At 70.6% G+C, this 26,313-nt stretch carries 27 protein-coding genes, 1 tRNA gene and 1 pseudogene; 17 read left to right on the plus strand and 12 right to left on the minus strand.

Annotated features, from left to right (window positions below; translation table 11 throughout):
• Positions 1-18: 18 nt before the first annotated feature.
• Together AC0NZQ_RS20035 and AC0NZQ_RS20040 are read left to right on the plus strand one after the other, a co-directional pair.
• The gene (locus tag AC0NZQ_RS20035; protein WP_474531848.1) at positions 19-543 is read left to right on the plus strand and encodes a DUF2231 domain-containing protein; all 525 of its coding nucleotides are present in this window, start codon (positions 19-21) and stop codon (positions 541-543) included.
• 61 nt (positions 544-604) lie between these two features.
• The gene (locus tag AC0NZQ_RS20040; RefSeq protein ID WP_474531849.1) at positions 605-2,260 is read left to right on the plus strand and encodes an esterase-like activity of phytase family protein; all 1,656 of its coding nucleotides are present in this window, start codon (positions 605-607) and stop codon (positions 2,258-2,260) included.
• A gap of 243 nt (positions 2,261-2,503) precedes the next feature.
• Here the strand turns inward: AC0NZQ_RS20040 and AC0NZQ_RS20045 are convergent, their stop codons facing one another.
• The 3 genes from AC0NZQ_RS20045 to AC0NZQ_RS20055 all read right to left on the minus strand — a co-directional run bounded on the left by AC0NZQ_RS20045 (position 2,504) and on the right by AC0NZQ_RS20055 (position 4,019).
• Positions 2,504-2,782, minus strand: a complete 279-nt coding sequence (locus AC0NZQ_RS20045) for a GlsB/YeaQ/YmgE family stress response membrane protein (protein WP_474531850.1) — start codon at positions 2,780-2,782, stop codon at positions 2,504-2,506.
• A 119-nt stretch (positions 2,783-2,901) separates the two neighbouring features.
• On the minus strand, positions 2,902-3,681 hold the full coding sequence (locus AC0NZQ_RS20050; protein ID WP_474531851.1) for a protein kinase family protein: 780 nt from the start codon (positions 3,679-3,681) through the stop codon (positions 2,902-2,904).
• A gap of 47 nt (positions 3,682-3,728) precedes the next feature.
• The gene (locus tag AC0NZQ_RS20055; protein WP_474531852.1) at positions 3,729-4,019 is read right to left on the minus strand and encodes a DUF6458 family protein; all 291 of its coding nucleotides are present in this window, start codon (positions 4,017-4,019) and stop codon (positions 3,729-3,731) included.
• Between the two features lie 87 nt (positions 4,020-4,106).
• Between AC0NZQ_RS20055 and AC0NZQ_RS20060 the strand changes: the two genes are divergently transcribed.
• Positions 4,107-4,712, plus strand: coding sequence for an RNA polymerase sigma factor (locus AC0NZQ_RS20060; RefSeq protein ID WP_474531853.1), 606 nt, complete (start codon positions 4,107-4,109; stop codon positions 4,710-4,712).
• Complete coding sequence (locus tag AC0NZQ_RS20065) at positions 4,709-5,521, plus strand: hypothetical protein (RefSeq protein ID WP_474531854.1); 813 nt, start codon at positions 4,709-4,711, stop codon at positions 5,519-5,521. The genes AC0NZQ_RS20060 and AC0NZQ_RS20065 overlap by 4 nt, the downstream gene beginning before the upstream one ends.
• Positions 5,522-5,525: 4 nt before the next feature.
• Here AC0NZQ_RS20065 and AC0NZQ_RS20070 read toward each other — a convergent pair whose 3' ends face one another.
• The gene (locus tag AC0NZQ_RS20070; RefSeq protein ID WP_474531855.1) at positions 5,526-6,464 is read right to left on the minus strand and encodes an NAD(P)/FAD-dependent oxidoreductase; all 939 of its coding nucleotides are present in this window, start codon (positions 6,462-6,464) and stop codon (positions 5,526-5,528) included.
• Positions 6,465-6,509: 45 nt separating this feature from the next.
• On the opposite strand from AC0NZQ_RS20070, the gene AC0NZQ_RS20075 reads away from it, so the two are divergent.
• The gene (locus AC0NZQ_RS20075) at positions 6,510-6,971 is read left to right on the plus strand and encodes an SRPBCC family protein (RefSeq protein ID WP_474531856.1); all 462 of its coding nucleotides are present in this window, start codon (positions 6,510-6,512) and stop codon (positions 6,969-6,971) included.
• 58 nt (positions 6,972-7,029) lie between these two features.
• On the opposite strand, the gene AC0NZQ_RS20080 is transcribed toward AC0NZQ_RS20075, so the two are convergent.
• From AC0NZQ_RS20080 to AC0NZQ_RS20090, 3 genes are read right to left on the minus strand one after another with little or no spacing between them, the layout of a single operon-like run.
• Positions 7,030-8,430 carry an aspartate aminotransferase family protein gene (locus AC0NZQ_RS20080; protein ID WP_474531857.1) on the minus strand — a complete coding sequence of 467 codons (1,401 nt, stop codon included), beginning with the start codon at positions 8,428-8,430 and terminating at the stop codon, positions 7,030-7,032.
• A complete protein-coding gene (locus AC0NZQ_RS20085) occupies positions 8,427-8,891 on the minus strand; it encodes an Lrp/AsnC family transcriptional regulator (protein ID WP_474531858.1) in 465 nt (154 codons plus the stop codon). Before AC0NZQ_RS20085 ends, AC0NZQ_RS20080 begins: the two co-directional genes overlap by 4 nt.
• 42 nt (positions 8,892-8,933) lie before the next feature.
• Positions 8,934-10,523: an APC family permease gene (locus AC0NZQ_RS20090; RefSeq protein WP_474531859.1), complete on the minus strand. Its 1,590-nt coding sequence runs from the start codon at positions 10,521-10,523 to the stop codon at positions 8,934-8,936.
• Positions 10,524-10,658: 135 nt separating this feature from the next.
• Between AC0NZQ_RS20090 and AC0NZQ_RS20095 the strand changes: the two genes are divergently transcribed.
• Positions 10,659-11,918: a saccharopine dehydrogenase family protein gene (locus tag AC0NZQ_RS20095; protein WP_474531860.1), complete on the plus strand. Its 1,260-nt coding sequence runs from the start codon at positions 10,659-10,661 to the stop codon at positions 11,916-11,918.
• 72 nt (positions 11,919-11,990) lie between these two features.
• Here AC0NZQ_RS20095 and AC0NZQ_RS20100 read toward each other — a convergent pair whose 3' ends face one another.
• The gene (locus AC0NZQ_RS20100) at positions 11,991-12,908 is read right to left on the minus strand and encodes a LysR family transcriptional regulator (protein WP_474531861.1); all 918 of its coding nucleotides are present in this window, start codon (positions 12,906-12,908) and stop codon (positions 11,991-11,993) included.
• 102 nt (positions 12,909-13,010) lie between these two features.
• On the opposite strand from AC0NZQ_RS20100, the gene AC0NZQ_RS20105 reads away from it, so the two are divergent.
• Positions 13,011-14,099, plus strand: a complete 1,089-nt coding sequence (locus tag AC0NZQ_RS20105) for an alcohol dehydrogenase catalytic domain-containing protein (RefSeq protein WP_474531862.1) — start codon at positions 13,011-13,013, stop codon at positions 14,097-14,099.
• A gap of 33 nt (positions 14,100-14,132) precedes the next feature.
• Here the strand turns inward: AC0NZQ_RS20105 and AC0NZQ_RS20110 are convergent, their stop codons facing one another.
• Positions 14,133-14,411, minus strand: a complete 279-nt coding sequence (locus AC0NZQ_RS20110; protein WP_474531863.1) for a DUF2631 domain-containing protein — start codon at positions 14,409-14,411, stop codon at positions 14,133-14,135.
• Positions 14,412-14,487: 76 nt separating this feature from the next.
• Here AC0NZQ_RS20110 and AC0NZQ_RS20115 point away from each other — a divergent pair.
• The 4 genes and pseudogenes from AC0NZQ_RS20115 to AC0NZQ_RS20130 form a co-directional block, all read left to right on the plus strand.
• Positions 14,488-16,053 (plus strand): annotated as a pseudogene (locus AC0NZQ_RS20115) (Rieske 2Fe-2S domain-containing protein); the annotation flags it as partial.
• A 297-nt stretch (positions 16,054-16,350) separates the two neighbouring features.
• Positions 16,351-16,977, plus strand: a complete 627-nt coding sequence (locus AC0NZQ_RS20120; protein ID WP_474531864.1) for an HNH endonuclease — start codon at positions 16,351-16,353, stop codon at positions 16,975-16,977.
• A tRNA-Leu gene (locus AC0NZQ_RS20125) sits at positions 16,955-17,029 on the plus strand. The genes AC0NZQ_RS20120 and AC0NZQ_RS20125 overlap by 23 nt, the downstream gene beginning before the upstream one ends.
• 83 nt (positions 17,030-17,112) lie before the next feature.
• Positions 17,113-18,312 carry a phosphodiester glycosidase family protein gene (locus AC0NZQ_RS20130; protein WP_474531865.1) on the plus strand — a complete coding sequence of 400 codons (1,200 nt, stop codon included), beginning with the start codon at positions 17,113-17,115 and terminating at the stop codon, positions 18,310-18,312.
• A gap of 24 nt (positions 18,313-18,336) precedes the next feature.
• On the opposite strand, the gene AC0NZQ_RS20135 is transcribed toward AC0NZQ_RS20130, so the two are convergent.
• Positions 18,337-18,981, minus strand: coding sequence for a TetR/AcrR family transcriptional regulator (locus tag AC0NZQ_RS20135; RefSeq protein WP_474531866.1), 645 nt, complete (start codon positions 18,979-18,981; stop codon positions 18,337-18,339).
• A gap of 49 nt (positions 18,982-19,030) precedes the next feature.
• On the opposite strand from AC0NZQ_RS20135, the gene AC0NZQ_RS20140 reads away from it, so the two are divergent.
• The 4 genes from AC0NZQ_RS20140 (at position 19,031) to AC0NZQ_RS20155 (ending at position 24,253) form a co-directional block, all read left to right on the plus strand.
• Positions 19,031-21,808, plus strand: a complete 2,778-nt coding sequence (locus AC0NZQ_RS20140; protein WP_474531867.1) for a crotonase/enoyl-CoA hydratase family protein — start codon at positions 19,031-19,033, stop codon at positions 21,806-21,808.
• Between the two features lie 280 nt (positions 21,809-22,088).
• Positions 22,089-22,751 carry a hypothetical protein gene (locus AC0NZQ_RS20145; protein ID WP_474531868.1) on the plus strand — a complete coding sequence of 221 codons (663 nt, stop codon included), beginning with the start codon at positions 22,089-22,091 and terminating at the stop codon, positions 22,749-22,751.
• Between the two features lie 15 nt (positions 22,752-22,766).
• Entirely contained in the window at positions 22,767-23,381 is a 615-nt protein-coding gene (locus AC0NZQ_RS20150; protein ID WP_474531869.1) for a hypothetical protein, read from the plus strand.
• Entirely contained in the window at positions 23,378-24,253 is an 876-nt protein-coding gene (locus AC0NZQ_RS20155) for a hypothetical protein (RefSeq protein ID WP_474531870.1), read from the plus strand. Before AC0NZQ_RS20150 ends, AC0NZQ_RS20155 begins: the two co-directional genes overlap by 4 nt.
• A 61-nt stretch (positions 24,254-24,314) precedes the next feature.
• Here the strand turns inward: AC0NZQ_RS20155 and AC0NZQ_RS20160 are convergent, their stop codons facing one another.
• Together AC0NZQ_RS20160 and bcp are read right to left on the minus strand one after the other, a co-directional pair.
• A complete protein-coding gene (locus AC0NZQ_RS20160; protein ID WP_474531871.1) occupies positions 24,315-24,659 on the minus strand; it encodes a TraR/DksA family transcriptional regulator in 345 nt (114 codons plus the stop codon).
• The gene (bcp, locus tag AC0NZQ_RS20165; protein WP_474531872.1) at positions 24,640-25,113 is read right to left on the minus strand and encodes a thioredoxin-dependent thiol peroxidase; all 474 of its coding nucleotides are present in this window, start codon (positions 25,111-25,113) and stop codon (positions 24,640-24,642) included. The genes AC0NZQ_RS20160 and bcp overlap by 20 nt, the downstream gene beginning before the upstream one ends.
• A 134-nt stretch (positions 25,114-25,247) precedes the next feature.
• Between bcp and AC0NZQ_RS20170 the strand changes: the two genes are divergently transcribed.
• Both AC0NZQ_RS20170 and AC0NZQ_RS20175 read left to right on the plus strand, forming a co-directional pair.
• On the plus strand, positions 25,248-25,586 hold the full coding sequence (locus AC0NZQ_RS20170) for a DUF3618 domain-containing protein (protein ID WP_474531873.1): 339 nt from the start codon (positions 25,248-25,250) through the stop codon (positions 25,584-25,586).
• Positions 25,587-25,694: 108 nt separating this feature from the next.
• A complete protein-coding gene (locus AC0NZQ_RS20175) occupies positions 25,695-26,312 on the plus strand; it encodes a DUF47 domain-containing protein (protein ID WP_474531874.1) in 618 nt (205 codons plus the stop codon).
• Position 26,313: the final 1 nt, after the last annotated feature.

Raw genomic sequence — 26,313 nt, forward strand, 5'->3', positions numbered from 1 at the left:
TAGCCGTAGTGAGCCAATGTGATCGACACGATCGGCGGCCTGCCCGCCCACGTCCTGCTCATCCACGCCATCGTGGTGCTGGGCCCGCTGGGTGCCCTCTTCACGATCCTCTCCGCGGTGTGGCCCGCCGCCCGCCGCAAGCTCGGCTTCATCTCGCCGCTGACCTGTCTCGTGGTGGTGATCCTGACGCCGATCACCACCGAGGCGGGGGAGTGGTTGGAGGACCGGGTGACGCAGGGGCAGCAGAACAGCCCCTTCGCCGAGAAGATCGAGAAGCACGCCGACCTCGGTGACACCTTCCTGTGGTTCGCCGTCGGCCTGTTCGTCCTCTCCGCGGCGGTCTGGTGGATCGGACGCCGCACCGACGCGGCGACGGTCGAACCGGTCGCCGGCGGTGGGACGGCCACCGCCGTCCGGACGACGACCGTCCCGGTCGCCCTCGTCGTCGCGGTCCGCGTGCTGGCGGTCCTGGTCGCGATCGTCACCACCATCCAGCTGCTGCGTATCGGCGACTCCGGTGCGCGCGCGGTCTGGGGCCGCTGACGACCGCCGCCGTTCACCCGATGGTGGCGTGACGGTCACCTTTCGGGTGGAGCGTCCGGGTGTGCCCGCATCCCGCACCCTCCTCGCGTCCCTGACCACCGCTGCCGCGACGGCCGGCGTCCTCGCCGCCGTCGCCGCGACCGCCCCGGCGAGCGTCGCCACCCCCGAATCTCGTGGTTCGGCCGCGCAGGCCCGCCCCGACGTCTACTCCGTCCGTGCCGGCGCCGAGCTGCGGGTCGGCGGTGACGGCGTGCTCCGCAACGACCGGGGCGACCTCACCACCGTCGTCGACCACACCGCACCTGAGCACGGGACCCTCTCGCTGAACCCCGACGGCTCGTTCTCCTACGTCCCCGAGGACGGCTTCACCGGGACCGACACGTTCCGCTACACCACCACCGACGCCGTCCACCTGTACCGGACCGAGCTGCCCCCGCTGGCCACGATCGGCGGGGTGAAGATCACCGGCGGTGCCTATGGCTCGTCGCTGGCACCCGTGCCGGGTCACCGCGACCAGTTCTACGGCCTCACCGACCGTGGGCCCAATGTCGACGGCCCGAACGGGACCAAGGTCGAGGCCATCCCGGACTTCACGCCCGGCATCGGCAGGTTCCGTCTCGTCCGCGGCAAGGCCGAGCTGCTGCAGCACATCCCGCTGCGCGCCGGCGACGGCACGCCCTACAACGGCCAGGTCAACTGCGCGGCGAGCACGGGCGAGACCATCCTCGATCTGCAGGGCAACACGCTGCCGTGCACCGACACCGGCTACGACCCCGAAGGGCTCGTCGCCCTGCGCGACGGCACGTTCTGGGTCTCCGACGAGTACGGCCCCTTCATCACTCACTTCGACCGCACCGGCCGGCAGATCGGGCGGCTGAGCCCCTTCGACCACTCGCTGCCGCGCGAGCTCGCCAACCGGGTGCCGAACCGGGGCATGGAGGGGCTCACCGTCACCCCGGACGGCCGCACCCTCGTCGGGATCATGCAGTCGGCGCTGCAGCAGCCCGACCTCACCAAGAACGCCAAGAACGTCGCGCCGTTGCGCATCGTCACCGTCGACCTGCGCACCTTCGTGACGCACGAGTACCTGTACCTGCTCGACAACCCGGACAGCACCGGCACCGCGGTCAGCGAGATCACCGCGATCTCCGACCACGAGTTCCTCGTCGACGAGCGCGACGGCAAGGTCGAGCCGAACGCCAACAAGAAGATCTACAAGATCGAACTCGCCGGCGCGACGGACGTCGGTCCGGCGGCCGCCGTCAGCGGTGCCCGCTACGACGCCGGCAAGGGCGGGCTGCTGATCGGCGGCAAGACCATCGAGGCGCTCGTCGGCAAGGCCGACACCGCCACCGCGCAGCGGACGCTCGCCGCCGCCGGGATCGTCGTCGCGGCGAAGGCCCTCGACCTGGACGTCGCCGGTCTGGTGACCTCACTCGATCCCACTGGTGGCTTCTTCGGCCACGACAAGATCGAGGGCGTCGCCACCACCGACCGGGGCCGCACCCTGGTCATCGCCAACGACAACGACTTCGGCATCGACGGCGTGCAGCCGGGCCCCGACGGCACCGCGCCCACCCCACCGTTCGCGCTGCACGCCAAGACGCTGCCGAACGGTCAGCAGGACGACGGCGAGTACCTGGCCGTCGACACCACGCGCGTGGACCACCCGACGACCTCCACCACCGTCTCGATCCTGGTTCGGCCCGCGCGCTGACACCTCGCTGTATCGCCGGCACCGGTTCCGCAGCAGCGACGCGCGCGCCGTCCCGTCGACGTGCGGCCGTGGCGCCTCCTCGCTGTTGTCCCGGACAACGACGAAAAGCGGCCCCGTGTTCTGCACCCGAATACGGGTGCAGAACACGGGGCCGGAAAAGCGGATCGGCTGCGGTCGTCGACGACGATCGGGCGCGACCGCTCAGCCGCAGATAATCAGTCGCGATCGCTCAGCCGCAGACGGTCAGCCGCGGACGGTGCGGCGACCCCCGACGCGCATCCAGATGAGCAGCACGATGACGGCGCCGATGATCGAGCCGATGATGCCCGAGGGCTGGAAGAAGCCGTCGCTGGAGTCCTTGTGGAAGATCAGGTAGCCCAGGAAGCCGCCGACGAACGAGCCGATGATGCCGATGAGGATGGTCATCGGGATCGAGATGTCCTGCTTGCCCGGCACGAGCAGGCGGGCGACGGCACCGGCGATGAGGCCGATGACGATGAGGCTGATGATGAGTCCGAGCATGATGTGGTCCTTTCGTAGGGGCTGCGCGTCCGGCGAACGCGCGACCGGTGGGAACCGGTTGTTCTCGTGGTCACCGCGTCGGTGCCGTATGGACGCGGTCTACCCGCTTTGTCATTTCTTCATCGCGGCTGTTCTGCCCGAAGTCGGCGCAGGGATCCGACCGCCTCGACGGCGTCCGGTCGCCGCGTGGGGTCGGGGTCGATCAGGGCAGCGAGCAGGTCGTGCCAGGTCACCCGCTGCGCCACGGTCAGGCCGGAATGCCGCCGCAGTCGCGTCAGGGCCGTACCCGCCGTGCGTGAGCCCGTCACGGCCCGACGGGTCAGCACGCCGAGCAGGCTCGCGCCGAGGGCACGGATGTCGTCGGCCGGGTCGGGACGACCGGAGCAACGGCTTCCGACACCGAAATCGGTGAGCACGGTGCCGTCTTCGGCGTCACGACCCCAGTCGGCCGAGTTGGCGAAATCGCGCAGGAAAATGTTGCCCGGGTGCAGGCCGCCGTGCGCCGTGCCGCGGGCGTGCAGCGCCGCCAGCGTCGCGGCGACGCTCGCCCCCACCGCGGCGATCGTCGTGGGACGACACTCGACGGCGCCGGTCAACCGCAGCAGCGACAGGCCATGGACCACCTCGCGCACCACGAAGTCGTGGCGCGCCCCGGCCCCGGTTCGGTCGGTGCCGACTGGCCCATCGGTTGCGACCGTGCCGTCGGTGCCGGCGTCGAGGATGCGGCTCAGGCCCGCCGTCCACACCTGCGCCGCCGCTGCCACCCGCTCGTTGTCGACCGGATGGTCGAAGACCCGGACCGCCACGTCCCGCCGCAGCCGGACATCGTGCGCCGTGTAGACGGTGGAGGCCGGACCGCGACCGACGTAGGTCTCGAGGCGGTAGCGACCGTCACCCACCGTCCGCGGCGACTGCGCGACCGCCGTCGGGGCGGCCGTGACGGCGGTCAGATGCGCCGCCCGCGGACGACGCGCTCCTCGACGACCGGCGCGGCATCGTCGTGGACGGCGTGCGTGGACCGGCGCCGGGTCGACTGGTAGACCAGCTCGGCGAGCAGGCCGCCCGCGCCGACGATCATGAGGACGATGCCGACCGTCCGGAGGTCGACAGCCTGGATCGAGTCCTTGACCGCGAAGGCCAGGATCGCACCTGCGGCGATGAGGAAGAGGCTGGCTCCGATACGCATGACGATCTCCTTCTCGGGCCGGGCGCTGTCGCCCGGAGGTGGTGCCGTCATGCCCCCGATTCCTTCGCTTTTCACACCGTCGCGCGGACGACGAACGAGAAGACGCGTAACGTTTCGCGAGGCCCGGACGCTGACGTGGTGGAGGGTCAGGAGGAGACGATCGACGCAGCGGCGAACCGGACCAATCGGGCACCATCGAACGATGACGTCGAGCGCGCCGCGACCGGTGACGCCGACGCCTTCGGTCTCCTCTACGGCGACCTCCAGCCGCGCCTGCTGCGCTACGCGACGAGCCTGGTCGGCCAGGACGCCGACGACGTCTGTGCCGAGGCGTGGCTGCAGATCGCGCGGGACACCAGTCGCTTCAGTGGCGACCTCGACGCCTTCCGCGGTTGGACGGCACGGATCGTCCGCAACCGGGCCATGGACCACCTGCGGCGCTCGTCCCGGCGGGCCCGCCACGACAGCAGCGTCCTCGCCGTCCCGGATGTGGCCGGAGGCGACGACGTGGCGGCGGCGGCGATCGAGGCACTCACCACGGAACGAGCGGTGGCGATGATCGCGTCGCTGCCCCGCGAGCAGGCCGAGGCGGTGATGCTGCGCGCGGTCGTCGGGCTGGACGCGCGCCGCGCGGGCCAGGTGCTCGGCAAGAGCGCAGCCGCGGTGCGGGTGAGCGCGCACCGCGGACTCAAGGCCCTCGCCGTGCTGCTCGCCGAGGACAGCGTCGAGGAGGCCCCGTCATGAGCCCCGACAGACGCACGGCCGGCCCGGGTGATGCCGAGCTGCCGGTGACCGATCCCGCCGTCGCCCGCCTGATCGACGCCGCGAGCCGACCTGCCCCCGCGCCGGAGGCACCCGCCGAGGTCCTGGCCGCGTTCCGCTCGGCCGCTCCCGTGCCGGCGCCGCGTCGCCGCGCGGCCGCGGTCTGGCGTCGGGCCCTGGCCACGACGCTGGCCACCAAGCTCATCGCGCTCGGCCTCGCGGCGGCTGCGGCAGCCGCCACCGTCACCGCCGTCTCGCGGCATGACTCGCCGCCGCGGCCGGCCCCCTCGGTGACTGCGCCGTCGGGCCAGCCGAGCGATCGGCCGTCTCGTCCGGCCCCGAGCGAAGGCTCCGGGACTGCTTCGTCGCCGGTCTCGACCTCGGCCTCGACCCCGGCTACGACCTCGGCGCCGACCGCTGCCCCGAGCCCGAGGTCGTCCCCCTCGGTGGGGTCGTCGGCGGCCTCTGGCACCGCCTCCCGGTCGGCACGGGCGTCCGCCACGACCGGGAGGCCTGCGCCGACCGTGAGCTCGTCGGGTGCACCTGCGCCGCGGCCGACGTCGGCGACGACCCGGCCCACTCGGACCGTGGCTCCGGACGGCGCCCGAGCCGACGCCGACGGGCCGTCGGACGGGGACGGCCGGCATGCCCCCGACGACAGCGACGACGACGATGCCCGTGGCAACCGCGGCGACAACCGTGGCGACAACCGTGGCGACGAGGACGATCAGGGCGACGGCAACGACCAGGGTGATCGGAGCGGCGGCGATCAGGCCGACGGCGGCCGGTGAGCCCTCACCGCAGCTGCTCACCCAGCGCCCGGCCGAGGGCGCGGCCCGAGAGCCATGCCGACTCGACCCGCGGCTTTCCCTCGGGGCACCAGGAGTCGGTGCAGAGTCCCAGCGGCCGGCCCCGGTAGTCGAGCAGGCCGAAGGGCTCGTCACCGTGCGTGCCGGTCGGCTTGGCGAAGGTCCAGCGGTGGGCGTGCAGCCAGTCCGGGTCGTCGCTCAGCCGGAGCACCCGCTGCAGTGCCCGATGCACCGGTCGCCGCGCCTGCTGCGGGTCGTCGAGGTGCTCCCAGGCTCGCTCGGCGGAGCTGTGCGCGACGAGCACGGCCGCCCCGTCACCGCGCCGCGACCCGTCGTCGGCGAGGAAGGTCAGGTCCGGGTCGTCGTTGACAAAGGCCCCGTCGAAGTCGTCCCAGCAGCGCTGCGACCATCCCGCGGCCACCGCGATCACCGGTTCGTACTCGACCCACTCGACCGCGTCAGGGGCCAGGCGGGCCGCCTGCGGGTCGGGCATGGCCAGCACGACGGCGGCGTAGTCGTGATCCAGTGAGCCCAGCGTCTCCACCCGGTGGTCCGGCGTGACCACGGCCTCGGCCGGCAGCACATCCCGGACGAGGGCGCGCAGGCCGTCGGGGGCGCCGTAGCGCATCGGACCGGTGGTCTTCTCGGCGGAGTCGCCGCCCAGCACCGCGAAGGTGTCGGTCCACTCGCGCGCCAGCCCCCGCGCGATCCAGCTCGCAGTGACGTCGGCGAAGTCGTCGTCGGCGACGGTGAAGTAGCCGGCGCCCAGGTCGACGCGACGCTCGTGCACCCGCGGCGAGGACATCCGACCGCCGGGGGCGCGACCGCGGTCCAGCACCGTCACCTCGACCCCCGCGTCGACCAGCGCGCGAGCACAGGCCGCACCCGCCATCCCGGCTCCGACCACCGCGACCCGTGTAGACATGGCCTCACAGTAGATGCCGCACCCGCACCCGACGGAGGACCGCACGTGACGTACTCGCACCACGACGACATCCACATCGCCGCCCCGCCGGAGGCCGTCTACGCCGTCGTCTCGGACGTCACGCGGACCGGGGAGTGGAGCCCCGTCTGCGTCGGGTGCGAATGGGACGAGGGGGCCACCGGCGCGGTGGGCGACCACTTCACCGGACACAACCGCACGCCGGATCGCGAGTGGTCGACGCGGTCGCAGGTGACCGCCGCCGAACCCCCTCGCGAGTTCGCCTGGACCGTCGGTGCAGGCTGGGTCCACTGGCGTTACACCCTGGAGCCGGCCGAGGGCGGCACCCGGTTGACCGAGCACTGGGACTTCACGCAAGTCGGCCTGGAGCGCTTCGCCGAGCTCTACGGTGACGAGGCGCAGGCGCAGATCGACAACCGCGTCCGGGCAGCGCACGACGGCATCCCGGCGACGCTGGCCGCGATCAAGCGGATCGTCGAGGCCGGCTGACCCGCCGGCCCCCCGCCGTCAGAGCCACCGCCGGCCCCCGCGGTCAGCGTCGCCGCCGTCAGAGCCGCGCCCACGCCTCCGTGAGCACCGAGCGCAGGATCTGCTCGATCTCGTCGAACTCCGACTGGCCGATGGTTAGCGGCGGCGAGAGCTGGATGACCGGCTCGCCACGATCGTCGGCGCGGCAGTACAGGCCCGCCTCGAAGAGGGCTCGTGACAGGAATCCGCGCAGCAGCCGCTCGGACTCCTCGGCGGTGAACATCTCCTTGGTCTGCTTGTCCTTGACCATCTCGATGCCGTAGAAGAACCCGTCCCCGCGGACGTCGCCGACGATGGGGAGGTCGAGCAGCTTCTCCAGCGTGGCGCGGAAGGCGCCCTCATGCTGCAGCACGTGCTGGTTCAGACCCTCGCGCTCGAAGATGTCGAGGTTCTTCATGGCCACCGCGGCCGAGACCGGGTGCCCACCGAAGGTGAAGCCGTGCGGGAAGGTCGCGTCGCCGGTGAAGAAGGGCTCGGCGATGCGGTCGCTGATCACCGCGGCGCCGATGGGGGAGTACCCGCTCGTCATGCCCTTGGCGCAGGTGATGATGTCGGGCACGTAGCCGAACTTGTCGCAGGCGAACATGGTGCCGAGCCGGCCGAAGGCACAGATGACCTCGTCGGAGACCATGAGCACGTCGTGCCGGTCGCAGATTGCGCGGACCCGCTCAAAATACCCTGGCGGCGGCGGGAAGCAGCCTCCGGAGTTCTGCACCGGCTCGACGAAGACGGCGGCGACGGTGTCCGCTCCCTCCATGAGGATGGCGCGCTCGATGTCGTCGGCGGCCCACCGGCTGAAGGCCTCGAGGTCGTCGCCGTGCTCCGGCGCCCGGTAGAAGTTGGTGTTGGCGGCCTTGTGGGCGCCAGGGACCAGTGGCTCGAAGAACTTCTTGGCGTCCGGGATGCCGGTGATCGACAGCGCGCCCTGCGGGGTGCCGTGATAGGCGATGGACCGGCTGATGACCTTGTGCTTCATCGGCTTGCCGGTGAGCTTGAAGTACTGCTTGGCCAGCTTCCACGCCGTCTCGACCGCCTCGCCACCGCCGGTGGTGAAGAAGACCTTGTTCAGGTCGCCGGGCGCGTAGGAGGCGAGCCGGTCGGCGAGCTCGATCGCCGGCGGGTGCGCGTAGGACCAGAGCGGGAAGAAGGAGAGCTCGCGGGCCTGGTCGTAGGCGGCGCGGGCCAGCTCCTCGCGGCCGTGACCGGCCTGGACGACGAAGAGCCCGGCCAGGCCGTCGAGGTAGCTGCGTCCGGAGCTGTCGAAGACGCGGGCGCCCTCACCCCGGACGATGGTGGGCACCGGGGCCTGCGCGTAGGACGACATCCGGGTGAAGTGCAGCCAGAGGTGCTCGCGCGCCTTGGCCGATAGATCGCTCTCGTCATGGGCGACGCCGGCGGTGTCGATCGGGGTGGTGGTCATCTCGCTCCCCAGTTGTACGTCTGCTTGATCATCTTGAGGTAGACGTGGCACTCGGTCGAGACCACGCCCTTGACGGGCCGGATGCGCTCGTTGAGCAGTTCCAGCAGGTGGTCGTCGTTGCGGACGACGACCTCGGCGAGCAGGTCGAACGAGCCCGCGGTGATCACGATGTAGACGACCTCGTCGAAGTCGGCGAGGGCCTTGGCGACCTTCTGGATGTCGCCGGCGACCTTCACCGTGATCATGGCCTCGCGGGCGAAGCCGGTCATGGCCGGATCGGTCACCGCGACGATCTGCATGACACCGGCGTCGACCAGCTTCTGCACCCGCTGCCGCACGGCCGCCTCGGAGAGCCCCACTGCCTTGCCGATGGTGGCGTAGGGGCGCCGGCCGTCCTGCTGCAGCTGTTCGATGATCGCGCGGGAGATGTCGTCGAGCGGTGGCTGCTGCGCTGAAGTCACCGATTCACCCTCCAGAATTCGAAATTCGTTGTCGAGATGCTATCAGGCGACGGATTTCGTGTTCTGGACATCCGGATCCGGCACCATCGTCGGGGTCGACGCGTTGAGGGTCTCGCCGCGGAAGAAGGCGGGCAGCCCCCGCCGGGCCACCGCCATGAGGACGAGTCCGATCACGAAGGCACCGACCCCGATGAAGAAGACCGCACCGATGTGCCAGTGCGGCGGGAACGGCAGCGTCCACCCGGCGAAGCTCGCACTGACGTCGCTAGGCGCCAGCCATGCGTCCTTCACGCTCCAGATCAGCGCGAAGAACAGGATCACCCCGCCGAGGAAGGGGAAGAGCCCCTGGAAGACGAAGTTGCGCGGGCTGCTGGTGAGGTTGCGGCGGTAGTACCAGGCGCAGGTGAAGCCGGTCATGCCGTAGTAGAAGGCGATGAACATGCCGCAGGCCGTCACGCAGTCGGAGATGATGTAGCCGTTCGTGCTGAGGAAGTTCGTGCCGAGATAGAGCACCACGGAGGCGGCGCCGAACGTCACGGTGGAGACGGTGGGCGTCATGAACCGTGGATGAACCTTGGCGAAGGACTTTGGGATCGCCTTGTAGACCGCCATCGACAGCGTTGTGCGCGCGGTCGGCAGGATGGTCGTCTGCGTCGACGCCGCGGCCGAGGTCAGCACGAGGAAGAGCAGCAGGTGCACCATGGTGCTGCCGTAGGCACTGTCTCCGAAGACGGCGCGCCCCAGGGAGTCGAAGATGTCGCCGGTCCCGTTGGCGAGGCCGATGCCCTTGTCGCCGGTGCCGGCGAAGGCCTGGCTGCTCACGGTCAGCAGCGTGTAGGTCACCAGCAGCAGCAGTGTCGACAGAACGGCGGCGCGCCCCGGCGTCTTCTCCGGGTCCGCGGTCTCCTCGTTGACGGCGACCGCGCTGTCCCAGCCCCAGTAGATGAAGAGCATCAGCACCAGGCCGCGGATGAAGGCCGACACGTCCGTGACCTCGAACGGGTTGAACCAGGACAGCGACACGTGCGTCGCCTGCGGCCCCGCGGAGTTGTTAGCGACCTTCACCAGGGCGGTCACGGCGAAGATGATCAGCACGATGACCTCGAGGGCGAGGAAGATCTTCTGCAGCCACGCCGACAGCTCCACGCCGATGTAGCAGATCGTCGTCATGACGATGAGCCAGGTGATTCCGACGAGCAGCACCCAGGGGCTGGTCGGATCGCCGCCGATACCCTCGGCGTTGAAGAGCAGGAAGAGGTACTGGCCGGCGACCTGCGCCAGGCTCGCCATGACGAGCAGGTCGGCGGCGACGATGCCCCAGCCGCCCATCCATCCGGTCTTCGGCCCGAAGGCCCTGGTGGCCCAGGTGAAGGTGGTGCCGCAGTCCGGGTCGGCCTTGTTGAGCTCCTGGTAGCCGATGGCGACGAAGAACATCGGCACGAAGGCGAGGATGACGATGATCGGCGACTGGTTGCCGACGAAGACGACGATCAGCCCGAGGGTCGCGGCCAGGCTGTAGGCCGGCGCCGTGGAAGCCACCCCGATGACCACGCTCGACACGAGCCCGAGCGCGCCGGTCTTCAGCCCCTTGCCGGGGGGCCCGTTCGGGTCCTGCTTGTCCAGCAGCGTCACATCGTCCCCCAGGGTGCTCGTGATTCGGCGGTGGTGCGTTTATCGCAGCTCACAGTCTGATCGGCAAGGGTTTCCGGCGCGTAACTTCGCTTCGAGGCGTGGATTTCGTCGCGGATCTGTGGTTAGGGTCCGTCCATGCGCATCCTCATCCTCGGCGCGGGCGGGGTCGGTTCGGCCGCTGCCGGCATCCTGACCCGTCGCCCGTTCGCCACCGCCGTCGTCCTCGCCGACTACGACCGCCCGCGCGCCGAGCAGGTGGTGGCCAAGCTCGCCGACGAGCGCTTCACCGCAGCCGAGGTCGACGCCTCGGACGAGGAGGCGATCCGCGCGCTCATCCGCGAGACGAAGGTCGAGGTCGTCCTCGGCGCCACCGACCCGCGCTTCACGATGCCCATCTTCCGGGCGGCGCTTGCCGAGAAGATCCACTACCTGGACATGGCGATGTCGCTGTCGGTCCCGCACCCGGACGAGCCGCACGCCAAGACCGGGGTGAAGCTCGGCGACGAGCAGTTCGCCCTCGCCGCCGACTGGGAGGCCGCCGGCAAGCTGGCGCTCGTCGGCATCGGCGTGGAGCCCGGGCTCTCCGACGTCTTCGCCCGCTACGCCGCCGACCACCTCTTCAGCGAGATCGACGAGCTCGGCGTCCGTGACGGCGCGAACCTGGAGGTCTCCGGGTACGAGTTCGCGCCGTCCTTCTCGATCTGGACGACGCTCGAGGAGTGCCTCAACCCGCCCGTCATCTACGAGAAGGACCGCGGCTGGTACACCACGGCTCCGTTCAGCGAGCCGGAGGTCTTCGACTTCCCCGAGGGCATCGGCCCGGTCGAGTGCGTCAACGTCGAGCACGAGGAGGTGCTGCTCATGCCCCGCTGGGTCGACGCCAAGCGGGTCACCTTCAAGTACGGCCTGGGTGACGAGTTCATCGAGGTGCTCAAGACACTGCGCAAGCTCGGCCTGGACCGCACCTCGCCGGTGCTGGTGGACGGCCGTGTCGTGGACGACGCGGTCACCGGTGTCGACGGCGTCGTGGACGTCACCGTGAGCCCGCGTGACGTCGTCGCCGCCTGCCTGCCCGACCCCGCCACGCTGGGGGAGAAGATGACGGGCAAGACCTGTGCCGGGCTCTGGGTGACCGGCACCGGCAAGGACGGCAACCCCCGCTCCACGTACCTGTACCACGTGGTCGACAACGAGTGGTCGATGCGTGAGTACGGCTCGCAGGCCGTCGTCTGGCAGACCGCCGTCAACCCGGTCGTCGCCCTGGAACTCATCGCGACCGGGGTCTGGAGCGGCGCCGGCGTCCTCGGCCCCGAGGCCCTCGACGCCGTGCCGTTCCTCGACCTGCTCGCCGGCGAGTACGGCTCACCCTGGGGACAGCAGGAACTCGCTCCCTGACCGGTGTCGAGTGGGCACTTCGCCCGCTGAGTGGGCAGTTGTAGCCGCCCACTCACCGGGTGAACTGCCCACTCAACCGGCTGGGTCGGGGCGGCGCAGGGCCGCGGCCCGGACGGCGCGGGCGACGACCTCGACCGCCGGGTCCGCGCGGTCGGGCAGCCGGACGAGACGCAGCGCCCGCCGGTGCTCGGGGCCGGCGTCACTGACCCGGACGACGGTGACGCCCACCGGGACGAGCGGGGCCAGGTTGGGCGGGATCGTGGTCGCCCCCGCACCCGCGGCGACGAGGCGCAGCTTGGTCAACCAGTCCCGGGCGACGTGCGCGACCCGCGGGCGGGGCGTCCCCGGCCACACCCCGAGAAGGGGATCACCGCCGGTCCCGGGGCTCGCGATCCAGTCCAGGTCGCGCAGCTGCGCACTGGTGACCTCGGCCCGGTCGCCGAGTGGGCCGCGACCGGGGACGGCGACCAGCAGCTCGTTCTCGTCCAGCTGCCGGACGGCGAGGCGGGGCAGCTCGTCGTCCGGTGGCGGGTGGGGCGGCCGGGACGTCACGACCGCGAGATCTAGGGTGCCGGTCCGGACGGCCCGCACCAGCGACGGTGTCGTGCCCTCGCGGGTCCGCAGGTCGATGCCGGGATGGTGGCGCCGGACCGTGTGGACGACCGCGGGCAGCAGTGCCGCGCCCGCGCTGACGTAGACACCGAGCCGCACGGGTACGGCGTCGTCGCCCGCCGCGTGCAGCTCCCGGTCGGCGGCGTCGAGGGCGTCCAGCACGGTGCGCCCGTGCCGGAGCAGGACGACGCCCGCGCCGGTCAGTCGTGCGCCGTCCGGTCGGCGCTGCAGCAACTGCGCGCCGGCATCACGCTCCAGCGCGGCGATCTGCCGGGACACCGCCGACTGCGTGTAGCCGAGTGCCCCCGCCGCCGCGGTGAAACTGCCCCGGTCGGCGATCTCGCGCAGGACGCGCAGCGACGACAGCGTGAGGTCCATGCCTATAACGCATAGCAGAGATGCGGTTGTCTCGTTGGCCGCATGACAACTGCGTTCGTAGCGTCGAGGGCGAACACGTCACCCACGCAGAGGAGAACGACCGTGCGCGCCGCCGTCCTGACCGGGTTCGGACACCTGCTGGAGATCCGTGAGCTGCCCGACCCCGAGCCGGGGCCGGGCCGGGCGGTCGTGGAGGTCCTGGCCGCCTGCGTCCTGCCCTACGCGGCCGAGGTCTTCGACGGCAGCCGCCGCTACCCACTGGAACTCCCGGTCGTCCCCGGCGTCGGTGCGATCGGCCGTGTGCTGGGGTCGGGGCCCGACACCACCTCGCTGCAGCCGGGCCAGCTGGTGTGGTGCGACCCGACGGTCAGCTCGCGCGACGGCGGCCCCACCCCCGACATCACGCTGCAGGGCTGGAGCTCGCGGGGCGAGGGCGGCCTGCGGCTGTCACGCCATTTCCACGACGGCTCGTTCGCCGAGCGGATGGCCGTCCCGCCGGAGAACCTCGTCCCGCTCGGGTCGGCGGACCTCGCGCCGACCGGCCCGGCCCCGTGGGCCGCGCTGACCGTCGCGCTCGTGCCGTACAGCGGGCTGCGGGCGGCCGGGCTGCACGCCGGCGAGACCGTGCTGATCAGCGGGGCCACCGGCAACTTCGGCGGTACCGGCGTCGCCGTCGCCCTCGCGATGGGGGCGGCCGCCGTGGTGACCCCCGGCCGGAACCGGGCGGTGCTCGCCGAGCTGCACGACCGGTTCGGTGACCGGGTGCGGCCGGTGCCGCTGTCCGGTGACGCCGAGGCCGACACGGCGGCGATGGTGGCCGCGGCCGGGCCGGTGGACGTCGCCCTCGACCTGCTGCCGCCCGAGGCGCCCGCGGCCGCGGCTCGCGCGGCGGTGATGGCCGTCCGACCGGGTGGCCGCGCCGTGCTGATGGGCGGGGTCGGCATGCTCGGCGGCGACGACCTGGCGCTGCCCTACCCGTGGCTGATGCGCAACGGCGTCACCGTGCGGGGGCAGTGGATGGGTGAACCGCAGGCGGGCGCACCGCTGATCGCCCTCGTCCGTGCCGGGCTGCTGGACCTGTCGCGCGAGACGGTGACGTGCTTCGGCCTGGACGAGGTGAACGACGCCGTCCGGCACGCCGCGCGTGAATCGGGGCCGTTCCGCCGCACGGTGCTGCTGCCGGGCTCCTGACGGACGCGGCCCGCGTGACCCGGCGGGGTTCGGCTACTTCCGCCAGGCGTTCTTGCGGCGGTTGCGGTCCCACAGCAGCATGATGAACAGCCCGATGGCCGAGAGCCCGAGGAAGAGCACGCCCTGCAGGTTGTAGTGCGTGGAGGTCATCATCAGCAGCAGGATGACGATGGTGACCCAGCCGCCGATACGGGCGCCGCGGCCCCACTCGCCGTGCCAGCCCCAGTCCTCGGGGTGCTCGGTGGGGTGGTCGTGCCTGTAGTCGTCGGGCAGGGCGAGGTCGCGCTGCTCGCTGCCGGGCTTAAGGGCCACGCTCGTGCTCCTGTCGGGACGGCCTTACCGGGACGGGGTCCATTCTGGCACCCCGCCGGATCGCTACCGTGATCGCATGCGCATCACCGGTACCGGCCACGCCAGCGTCCTCATCGAGACCGCGCACGGCAGCGTCCTCACCGACCCGTGGGTGAACCCCGCGTACTTCGGCTCCTGGTTCCCCTTCCCCGACAACTCGGGGCTGGACTGGGACACGCTCGGCAACGCCGACTACCTCTTCGTCTCGCACCTGCACCGCGATCACTTCGATCCCGAGCACCTGCGCAAACACATCAGCAAGAAGACGACGGTGCTGCTGCCGGAATACCCGACCTCCGAACTCGAGGATGCGCTGCGCGACTGCGGCTTCACCTCGTTCGTGAAGCCGGCCTCCGGCGACGTGGTGGATCTCGACGGCCTGCAGGTCATGATCCAGGCGCTGACCTCGCCCACCGACGGTCCGATCGGCGACTCGTCGCTGTGGCTCTACGACGGGCAGTACCGGGTCCTGAACCAGAACGATGCCCGCCCCTCGGAGCTGTCGGAGTTCCGCGAGCTCGGCCCGGTCGACGCGTATCTGATTCAGTTCAGCGGCGCGATCTGGTTTCCGATGGTCTACGAGCTGCCGCAGCGGGCGAAGGCCGCGATGGGGCAGACCAAGCGGGAGCGGCAGTTCGACCGCACGCTGCGCTACATCGAGGAGCTGGACGCGAAGTACGTCTTCCCGACAGCCGGGCCGCCCTGTTTCCTCGACGAGGAGCTCTGGGGCTTCAACGACATCTTCGGCGACGAGTCGAACATCTTCCCCGACCAGACCGTCTACCTGGACTGGATGCAGTCCAAGGGCCACGACGAGGGACGCCTGCTGCTCCCCGGCTCGGTGGCCTCGGTCGACGAGCCCGGCTGCCCGGTCGTTCACCCCTACGAGCCGGAGACGATCTACGCCTCGAACGAGACCAAGGCCGCCTACCTGCGCGACATGCAGGCCCGGCGCCAGCCCGAGGTCGAGGCGGCGAAGGCGACGTGGGCGCATCCGGAGATCGACATCCTCGCTGAGCTGCAGCAGTGGTTCACGCCGCTGCTGACCGAATCGGTGCACATCGCCAAGGGCATCGACGGGGGAGTGCGGTTCACCCTCGAGGACGCCGACCGCGGTGACGTCGACCTGCTCATCGACTTCGTCGGACGCGAGGTCCGCGAGTACACCGACGAGAAGGTCCGCTACCGGTTCCGGACCCGCCGGGCCTATGTCGAGCAGCTCATCGCCGAGCACGAGATCGACTGGGTGAACTCGCTGTTCCTCTCCTGCCGGTTCTCCGCCCAGCGCATCGGCCCGTACAACGAGTTCGTCTACGTCTTCTTCAAGTGCCTCTCCGAGGAGCGGCTCAACTACGCCGAGGGCTGGTTCCTGGAGCAGAACGAGGCCTCGGCCAACGAGACGATCACGCTGGGCGGCTGGGAGATGCAGCGCCGCTGCCCGCACCTCAAGGCGGACCTGTCGCGCTTCGGCGTCGTCGAGGACGGCGTGATGACCTGCCAGCTGCACGGGTGGAAGTGGAAGCTCGCCACCGGCAAGTGCCTCACCTCGGTCGGCCACGACCTGCGCTGCGCCCCCGAGGGTGAGCCGCTGCCCGGTGCCGAGCCCGCCGTCCCCCACGACCCGGAGTCGGCCCGGCCGCACTCGGGACACCACGAATCCGAGGCCGAGTCCGTCTGACCTCGGCACCCGCGCTGTCCCGAACCCCCGGCCTCACCCTCATGATCAACAGGCCGTTCTGGTCGCTCCGCCCGACCGAAACCGCCTCTTGATCACGGGTCGGACGGGGTCGAGGGTCCGGGTCCGACAGAGTCCGACAGGACTGTCGGAGGAGCTCATTAAGTTGCGAGTGTGCCCCGCCCGACGCGCTGGACCGAGTCCGAGCTTCGCGATGCCGTCAGCATGAGCCGCACGCTGGGCGAGGTCGCCAGGCGGCTCGATCTGTCGGTCGGGGGCGGCACGTACGCATCCTTGCGTCGCCACATCGCACGGCTGGGGCTCGACGCCGGCCACATCGCGGCCCCGGTCTCCGGCAGGCCGGCGCCTCGGCGGTCGTGGACGGACGACGATCTCGCTCAAGTTGTGGCCACGAGCATGACGATGGCCGAGGTCCATCGTCGACTCGGCTATCGCCCGAGCGGGGGCACGCACCGACTGCTGATCGCACACATCCGTCGCCTCGGGCTCGACACGGCGCACTTCCGGGGACAGGCCTGGTCTCGCGGCGTCGCCACCGGCCGGGGTTTCGCCGCGATGCCGCTGGACGACATCCTGGTCCAGAACTCGACGTACTCGAACAGCGCCGGGCTACGGCGTCGCCTGATCGCCGCCGGGCTGAAACAGCCGCGCTGCGAGACCTGCGGATTGGACACCTGGTGCGGCAAGCCGATGGCGCTGCAACTCGATCATCGCAACGGCGATCCGACCGACAACCGGCTCGGCAACCTTCGTATCCTGTGTCCCAACTGCCACGCCCAGACCGCTACCTGGTGCGGCGGCAATCGGAGCCGGCGTACTCCAACTGGGTAGAGAGACCAGGTTTAGGTCCTGGACAGTGCGGGTTCGAATCCCGCCGCCGGCACTTCACAGCGACGCTGTACGCGCCGTGTTCGGTCGTGCACACTTGATCCACCCCCCCGTAAGCCAGACGAACGCGAGCCCCCGATGCGACGTCCCGCCCTCTCGTGCTGCGCGCTGTCGGCAGCCGCACTGCTGACCGTCGGCCTGGTCCAGGCCGGACCCGTGGCGCCTCCGGCCGAGGCGAGGGCCGCGAGCGCCCGGACCAGCACGACCACGCTGGCACCGGGCGTCACGCTGACGCACTCGCTGCTGCAGTACCAGGGCGCGCAGCGCATCTGGACGCTCCGGGTCCGCCTCGACGCCCACACCCGGCTGCAGGCGGCGAGCCCGGGCAATGTCATCGGTGCGCCCCGGCTGACCGGGCTGGCCCTGGCCCGGCAGGAGAAGGCCGTCGCCGGCATCAACGGCGACACCTTCTACTTCTTCGACCCGGCGGCGGTCCCGCGCGGCGGACTGAGTCGCGACGGCCGCATCCTGAAGTCGGCCCTGGTCGGCAAGAACGCCGTGCTCTACGTGACCAAGGACGGCCGCGCCGCCGTCGGCAACCCCGGCTTCCACGGGAAGGTCTACGCCACCGACGCCCGAGGCAAGGCGCGCAGCTACAAGATCACCTCGGTCAACTCGATCGAGAACGCCGAGAACGGCGGGATGACCCTGGTCGATCCGTTGCAGTTGAGCTCGTCGCTGCAGAAGCCGCCGGGGCCGAAGCACACCTGCGCCGTCGTCCGGCTCACCGACCTCGGCTCGAGCCGCTACCGGGTCGGGACGATCGCCTACAGCGAGAAGCGGTTCACCCGCGCCGGCCGCGGCACCCACGCGCTCATCTCCTGCGCGGGAGCGACCAAGACCTGGATCCGCAGCGCCCTGGTCCGTGGCAGCACGATCACCGCCTCGGCCGGCTACAGCGTCCCCGGCATCACCACTCTGCTCAGCGGAGCACGGCAGCTCGTCCGCAACGGCAAGCGCTACGACGACCGGACCGGGATCAACGTCTACGGGAACAAGAAGAAGCCCGAGACCTTCGGCTGCGTGCTGGGCGATCGCCGCACGCTCCTCCTCGGGGTGGTCGAGGGTGACCGGCCCGGCCGCGCCGGCATGACGTACGCAACCCTCACCTCCTACCTGCTGGCCCGCCGCTGCTCCTCGGCGCTGGTCTTCGACGGCAGCGGCTCCAGCACCCTGGTGGCCAAGCGGCCGGGCAAGGCGCTCGCAGTGCAGAACCTCATGACGGCGCCCGGCGGGGTGCGCAAGCTGGTGAACGGGCTCTTCGTCGTCCGGCGCTGACCGTCAGCACGGACGGTAAGAGCCTCAGCGGCTCCCGGTCAGGGCACCGGCATCGAGGTCGCCGAAGAGGACGAGCAGAGCCCGCTTCCAGCGTCGCAGCAGCAGTTGTCGTCCGCCGTCGACCCCGCCGGCTCCGGTGAGGATGGTCGACAGCGACAGTCCGGTGAGCAGGTCGACGGTGAACTGGACCAGGGTGCTCGCCCGTCGGTCACCGGCGAAGTCCTCACCCAGCACGCCGAGCAGGGTCTCCCGGATGCTGTCGAAGAGTCCGGCCTCCACCGGGGCCAAGGCCGCCTGCAGCTCCGGCTCGGTGCGAGCGGCCACCCAGAGCTCCAGGCCCGCGAAGAACGCAGGACTGTTGAGGTCGCGCCAGGCGAGGTCCACCAGGGCGTCCACCACGACGTCGAGCCGTCGCGGCCCGGTGGCCAACTGCGCTGCCTCGCGACGCCAGAGGGCGGCACGCTGCTTGGCGATGTGACCGACGGCGGCGACGAGCAGGGCGGTCTTGGTGGGGAAGTGGTGCAGCAGCGTGCCGCGGGCGACGTCGGCCCGGTCGAGGACCTCGCCGACCGTGGTCCCGGCGTAGCCGCGCTCGACCAGGCAGGCCAGCGTCGCGTCGAGCAGCAGCGCGCGAGTACCTTCCCGGCGCTGCTGCTGGGTTCGACGCATCTTGTTACCGTACGCGATGACGGTTTATGACGTCGACCAGAGGAGATCCGTGACCGCCGAGAGCACCCCAGACCGGACGTCCGCCGCCGAGAGGTCCCTCCCGGTCGAGGCCGCCGCGGTGACGGCAATCCTGCGGGACACCGGCCGGTGGGCCGACTGGCTGCCACTGCACGCCGCCTGGAGCACACCGCCCGGCGCGGCCACGGTCGGTGCCGAGTTCGTGCAGCAGGTCAAGATCATGGGCATCCCCGCCGAGGTCGAGTGGCGGGTGACTGCCCTGGACGAGACCGCGATGCGCTGGCGTGGGAGCAGCCGGGTCGGCGTCGGGATGGACCTCGCCGTCACCGTCACGCCGGATCGGGCCGGAGTCCTGCTGCGGGTGGAGCTGGGTCTGCGCGGCGACGCGGTGCGCGGCCCGATGGGCGCGAGCGTCATGGCGGCGGTGGACGACGCCGTCAGCACCGCGCTCGCCGACCTCGCCGGTCTCAGCGCGGGCCGCCGGACCCGGCGCGTCACCACCGGACCGGTACGCCACCGGCGCACCGGGACCGATCTCGACCCGCGCACCCCGGTCGTCGTCGGTGTCGGCCAGGTGACGCAGCGCGAGCCGGACGTCACCGGCGATCCCGTCACCCTCAGCGTCCGCGCCCTGCGCGCGGCGGCCGAGGACGCCGGGGCTCAGGACGACCTGCTCGCGGCGGCCGACGCCGTCTACGCCGTGGCCTCCACCTCCTGGACCTACGACGACCAGGCGGCGCGGGTGGCGGCGGCAGTCGGCGCCGACCCCGCTGAGACCGTCGTCTCCGCGCGCTTCGGTGGCGACGGTGGCCAGCTCAGCGTGAACGATGCGGCCGACGCCATCGCCGCCGGGCGGGCCGAGGTCGTCCTCGTCAGCGGCGCGGAGGCCGGCGCCACCCTGGCCGCACTGCAGCGACGGGGCGAGACGCCGCCGTGGCCCGCCAAGGACGAGAGCGTCGCGCCGAGCCGGGTGATAGGCGACGAGCGCGAGGCCAGCAACGACGCGGAGTCCGCCGCTGGGCTCGGACAGCCCAAGTTCATGTACGCCCTGATCGAGACGGCCATCCGGGGCCAGCGGGGTGCCACCGCCGCCGAGCACGACGTCCGCATCGCCGAGCTCTGGAGCCGGTTCGCCGACGTGGCGGCAGCGAACCCGCATGCCTGGCAGCCGCAGCGGCGCACCGCCGAGCAGATCGCGGCCACCGGGCCGGAGAACCGGATGATCGCCACGCCGTATCGCAAGCTGATGTGCGCGAACCTGCAGGTGGACCTCGCCGCGGGTCTGATCCTCTGCAGTGTCGCCGCCGCCGAGGCCGCGGGAGTCCCGCAGGACCGCTGGGTCTTCGTCCACGCCGGCGCGGCCGCGCAGGACGACTGGTTCGTCTCGGAGCGAGCGGATCTCACCGCCTCCCCGGCGATCCGCGCCATCGGCGACGCCGCGCTCGCCCACGCCGGGATCACCGTCGAGGAGGTCGAGCACGTCGACCTCTACGCCTGCTTCCCGTCCGCGGTCGAGATCGGCGCGGCCGCGCTGCGGCTTGCGGTCGACGACCCGAACCGTCCGCTGACGGTGACCGGCGGTCTCACCTTCGGCGGTGGCCCCGGGAACAACTACGGCACGCACGCGGTGGCGAATCTGGTGCAGCGGTTGCGTGACGAGCCCGACGCCTACGGTCTGACGACCTCGCTGGGCTGGTTCCTCACCAAGCACGCGATCGGGGTCTACTCGGCGCGACCGCCCGCACGGCAGTATCGCCACCTGCATCCGGCGGTACCGCTGCCCACCGCGCGCCGCGTGCTCTCCGCCTACACCGGCCCGGCCGTCGTCGAGGCCTGGACGGTCGCCTACGACCGGGACGACGAGCCGACCGCGGCGACCGTCAGCGTCCTCACGCCCTCCGGTGACCGGGCGCTGCTGCGGGTCGTCCGGCCCGACCTGGTGCAGCTGCTGCTGGGGCAGGACCCGCTGCACCGTCCGGTCACGGTCACCGGACGCGACGACTTTGCCCTCGCCGGTGGCGATCGGGTCGAACTGCCCGCGGCACCGGCGGCGCCCGTCCTCGTCGAGCGCCGGGACGGCATCGCGGTCATCACGCTCAATCGGCCGGAGGTCCGCAACGCCATCGACCCGCGGACCGCCCTGCTGCTGGAACGCGCCGTGGACGACATCGACGCCGACGACGACATCCGGGTCGCCGTCCTCACCGGGGCGGGCGGCTACTTCAGTGCCGGTATGGATCTCCGGGCGGGCAGCCGTGGCGAGTTCCCGTTCTCGCTGCGGCGCGGTCTGCTCGGCCTCACCGAGCGGCCACCACGCACCCCGCTCATCGCGGCGGTCGAGGGGCCCGCGCTCGCCGGTGGCTGCGAGCTCGCCCTCGCAGCCGACCTCATCGTCGCCTCCGCGCAGGCGCAGTTCGGGCTCCCCGAGCCGCGGCGCGGTCTCGTCGCCGCAGCCGGGGGAGTGCTGCGGCTCGCGCAGCGGCTGCCTCGCGCGCTCGCCCTGGAAATGGTCCTCACCGGCGATCCGATCAGCGCCGAGCGTGCCGCCGCCATCGGACTCGTCAACCGCGTGGTGACGCCCGGCGCCGCGCTGGCGGCGGCGCTCGACCTGGCGGGACGTATCGCTGCCAACGCGCCGCTGTCGGTCGCGCTGAGCAAACGCATCGTGGACGAGAGCGGTGACTGGCCGACCGACGAGTCCTTCGCCCGGCAGAACAACATCGCCGCACCAGCCCTCGGTTCACGCGATGCCGCAGAAGGCATGCGCGCCTTCGTCGAGAAGCGACCACCGGTGTGGAGCGGCAGGTAGGTAGCGCACATCGATTCGGCCGACCCGATGGGTTGATCACGCGGTCGCGCGAAAGGGATGGTGCGGACGCCGCGTCCGATTGCCGCAAAGTATTGCAACCGGACTGAACCGGCCCTATGGTCTCGTCTACTCGTCATATCGCCCCCGGGCGCGTCTGTCACGACCGTCGACTCTCGACGTCCGCCTCCATGTTCTTCGTTTCGCAGTCAGGAATGGGCAGATTCCTGCGCCCATGTTCCTGTCTGCTATTCCCGTCTGTCCGACGAAAGGCTCGGTAAAAATGCCACTGCTGACGCCGGAGGTGCTCGACAAGAGCCCGTCCAAGGACGTTCAGATCGCGATGTCCAAAGACCTGCGTGCCATTGCCAAGACCATGAACGGCAAAGGTCTCTGGTTCGTCGCGGCGGCTGATATCGCTTTGTCGGACAAGAAGACAGTGTCCCTGTTCCTGGTCTCGAAGAACGAGACCGAGGCGAAGGCCTGGCACGCCACGCTGAAGGGCAAGAAGCCGCGGGCGCTGACGATAGGCACCTGCACCTTGCAGACCCCCGACGGCCGGGCCGTCCGCATCGCGGTGGGCAAGGTGACCGGTGACCGCAAGGCCACGGTCAAGGCGGCGCAGCTTGCCTTCAAGCTCGACACCGCTGTCCGCGTGGTCGACGGGTTGGCGGTTGAGGACGGCGACCAGGATCGCGCCCCCGCGGCCGTCAGCATCCCGCAGGTCACCTCTCGTGTCGCGGCTGCGGCCGGGGATTTCTTCGCGTCGGCCGAGGGTGAGAAGGCCTATCAACGGGCGCTCGTGGAGGCGATGAAGGAAGGCAGGGCGTTGCGGATGTCCGACGCCGACATCGTCACCCAGTTCGATCAAGCGTGGCGCCGCGAGATGGTGACGAAACTGTCGGACCCGGCGGCCTGGCAACGTGCCTCGGCCGGCGCGAGATAGGACCGGGGAGACGGCATGGCATGGACACCAAGGGCCGCCACCTGGTTCGCCACGCAAGCGGTTGACGCCATCCGAGAGCAGGTGGCGGTCGACGTCCTCAAGGACGCGGCGGTACCGGGCAAGCCTCTCGAAATGCCTAAGGAACTCCCCGGAGCGCTGCAGCAGGCCCTGGGCAAGGCCGTGACCTCGGAGACCCTGGAGAAGGTGCGCCAGGACGTCGTGGTCCGGATCAAAGCCGCCCCCGGCGTGCCGGCGTCCGAAAAACCATCGGGGACGGTGGCGGAGCAATCACCGGGCAAGGCGCCGGGGACGGGACCGACGAGCGGTCCCGAGCCGACGGACGATCAACTGTGGGCAGAAGCCGGGTCGGTCCTCGCCGAGGACATCAACGCCGCGATTGCGGCGAACAAGCAGACGTGGGCGAAGGCGCTGTTGCACTCGCTCAGGGACGAGCTGCGCCCGGTTCTGCAACGCGCTGTTCGGGAGCACCCGGAGCTGATGGAGGACCGCAAGGCTTTCGAGGCGGACGTGAAGGAGTGGTACACCGAGGCCGCTATGGAGCTCCTGAAACGGGTCGAAGAGGCCGGCGGTGATCTCGCTTTGCTGAAACGAGGAGGATTCGGGACATGAGACCGCTGCTGAAGAGTTTCGGACAGTTCTGGCGGTCTCCGCAGTTCCGGAAGGAGACGTACGACGCCGTCGGTGCGGTATGGGCTTCGACGCATTTCCGGAATCCGGAGAAGAGCGCACCTCGGTATGTCCGCTGGAAGGTGAGCACAGCCAACGGAATGATCCTGACGTCGCGCAGGGGTCCGGCCACCGAGCAGTACTGGGAACCCTGGCTGATGGACCACTTCCGCGAGCACGTTCCCGGCTTCACCTTTCAGACCGAGTACGTGAGCATCATCGACATGATCATGAATCCCATCTACGGGGACCTGGAGCCGGGAGAGCTTCGCGAGGTCGAGGTCGAGCGACCTCTGCTCCAACGCGACCGGCTGTTGCAGGTGTTCGCGGCGCCGCCACGGGGCTCGTACGCCGATTACGCCGCGCAAGGCTTGGCGGCGTTCCAGGCAGCTGTCGGCAGCTTTGCGGCGGCCCGGATCGACCAGTTCTTCGCCATGATCATTCCCATCATCAAGCAGCCGTACGGTCCTGCCGTCAATGACGCGTCGTCGGATCTGGAGACCCGTTACTGGGAGTCGCGGAAGAATTTCGTGGAGTACTTCGCGGGACTCGGCAGGCCCTGGCCGGAAGGATGGGGCAAGTCGCTGCGAATGAAGGTGCTCGAGCGCGCGAGATCTCGCGACAACTGGCAGGTCAGCGCTTCGACCCTGCCGGTCGAGGAGCAGCTGTCGGCGAAGCAGATGCAGGAACTCGTCGTCAAGCTACTGCCTGCGATCGACCAGTTGGACGCGACGACGGAGCGAGCCTTCAAGGACAAGGTGACGGCGCTCTACAAGAAGGCTGTCGCCGAGAACAGGGTGGGTACCGGGACGTGACCGGCCGCCCGCGCGGCACGGACCTGCGGCCCCGCCGCGGGCCACGCCGACCGCGGTCCGGTTAGGACGCGCACCTCACGCAGCGGTCCGTGCCGGGCCGTGCGGCCAGCCGCTCGTCGCCGATGGGTCCGCCGCAGACGGCGCATCGTCCGTACTCGCCGGCGGCGGCACGTTCGAGGGCGCCGTCCAGCTCGGCGAGGCGCCGTCGACCACGATTGAGCAGCGACTGCGCCTGCGCCCGCTCGAAGCCGATGGTGGCGCCCTCGGGATCGTGCTCGTCGTCGCCGGTGGTCGACGACGCCGAGTCGATCACGTCCTGCAGTTCGTGGCGCAGCTCGCTGACGCGGCGGGCCGCCGCCTCCCGGGCGGCCCGCAGCGCCGGCAGGTCAGTCGAGCCCGAGGTCACGGCGCAGCTTAGCGACGTGTCCGGTGGCCTTCACGTTGTACTGCGCGACCTCGATCGTGCCGGCCTCGTCCACCACGAAGGTGGAGCGGATGACGCCGGTGACCGTCTTGCCGTACATCGTCTTCTCGCCGAAGGCGCCGTAGGCGGTGAGGGTGGTCCGCTGCGGGTCGGACAGGAGCGGGAACGTCACCGCGTCGCGCTCCCGGAATTTCGCCAGCTTCGCCGGCTTGTCCGGCGAGACACCCAGGACGGCATAGCCGGCGGCGGCCAGCGAGTCGAGGCTGTCCCGGAAGTCGCAGGCCTGCTTCGTGCAGCCCGGCGTCATCGCCGCGGGATAGAAGTAGACGATCACCTTCCGGCCGCGGAAATCCGCGAGCGAGACGTCGTTGCCCTCGGCATCGGGCAGGGTGAAGTCCGGGGCGGGGTCGCCCGGCGACAGGCGGGACGTGGTCATGTGGCTCCTCTCCGAGGTGTTCAGCGTGCCGGGTCAACCTTGCCGCACGGGTCGCAGACGATGACGGCCTCCTCGGCACTAGGCTGATTGCCTGCACATGCGAGCAGCATGTCGCACCGAGGAGAGGACGTCCCGTGGCCGAGCGCAGCGCCGACGACATCAAGCGTGACATCGAGCGGTCGCGTGCGGAGCTGGCCTCGGCCGTCGACCAGCTCGCCTACCGCACCAGCCCCAAGCGGGTCGCCGAGAACGCCAAGCAGAGCCTGCGCGCCAAGCTGAACACGCCGCAGGGGCAGGCCGTGGTGGCGGCCGCGGGCGGCCTCGTCCTGGTCCTCGTCGTCAAGCGGCTGCGCAACGCCGACGGTCAGCTGGAGCGCGCCACCGCCCGGGTGGCGAAGAAGACGGCCAAGAAGACCACCAAGGCCGTCAAGGCGGTCAAGCCCGCCAAACCCCGCCGCCGGCGCCGTCGCTGAGAGTTCGCACCCGGTTCGATGACGACAGGGTGAACGGCGGGCCAACGGCAGTGGCTAGGCTCCCCGAGGCGGGCCGGCGACCGGCTCCACCCGGCATCGAGGAGCACCGTGGCTTTCCGCATGACCCCGCGCGACAACGCGTTCTACACCATGTTCACGGAGGCGGGACGCAACGTCGCCGACGCCATCACCGTGCTGAGCGGGCTGAACGACCCCAACGCCAACCGCGCCGCGATCGCGAAGGAACTGCGTGAGCGTGAGCACGCCGGCGACGCCGTCACCCACCGCATCATGCGGCAGCTCAACACCAGCTTCGTCACGCCCTACGACCGCGAGGACATCTATCGCCTCGCCTCGGCGCTCGACGACGTGGTGGATGCGGTCGAGGGGGCGGCGGACTTCATCGTCCTGGCCGACGTCGGCCGGCTGCCACCGCTGATGAACGAGCAGATCGTGCTGCTGCAGCGGTCGGCGGACGAGACGGCCGAGGCGATGTCCCGGTTGAAGACGCTGCGCGACCTCGAGCCCTACTGGATCGAGGTGAACCGGTTGGAGAACGAGGCCGACCGGGTCTACCGCAAGCTGCTCTCCAAGCTCTTCAGCGGCGACTACGACGCGCTGACGATGGTGAAGCTGCGTGAGGTCGCCGACGGTCTCGAGGAGGCCGCCGACGCGCTCGAGCACGTGGCCCATGCCGTCGAGACGATCGCGGTCAAGGAGTCCTGAC

The organism is Jatrophihabitans sp. sgz311053 (assembly GCF_056135305.1).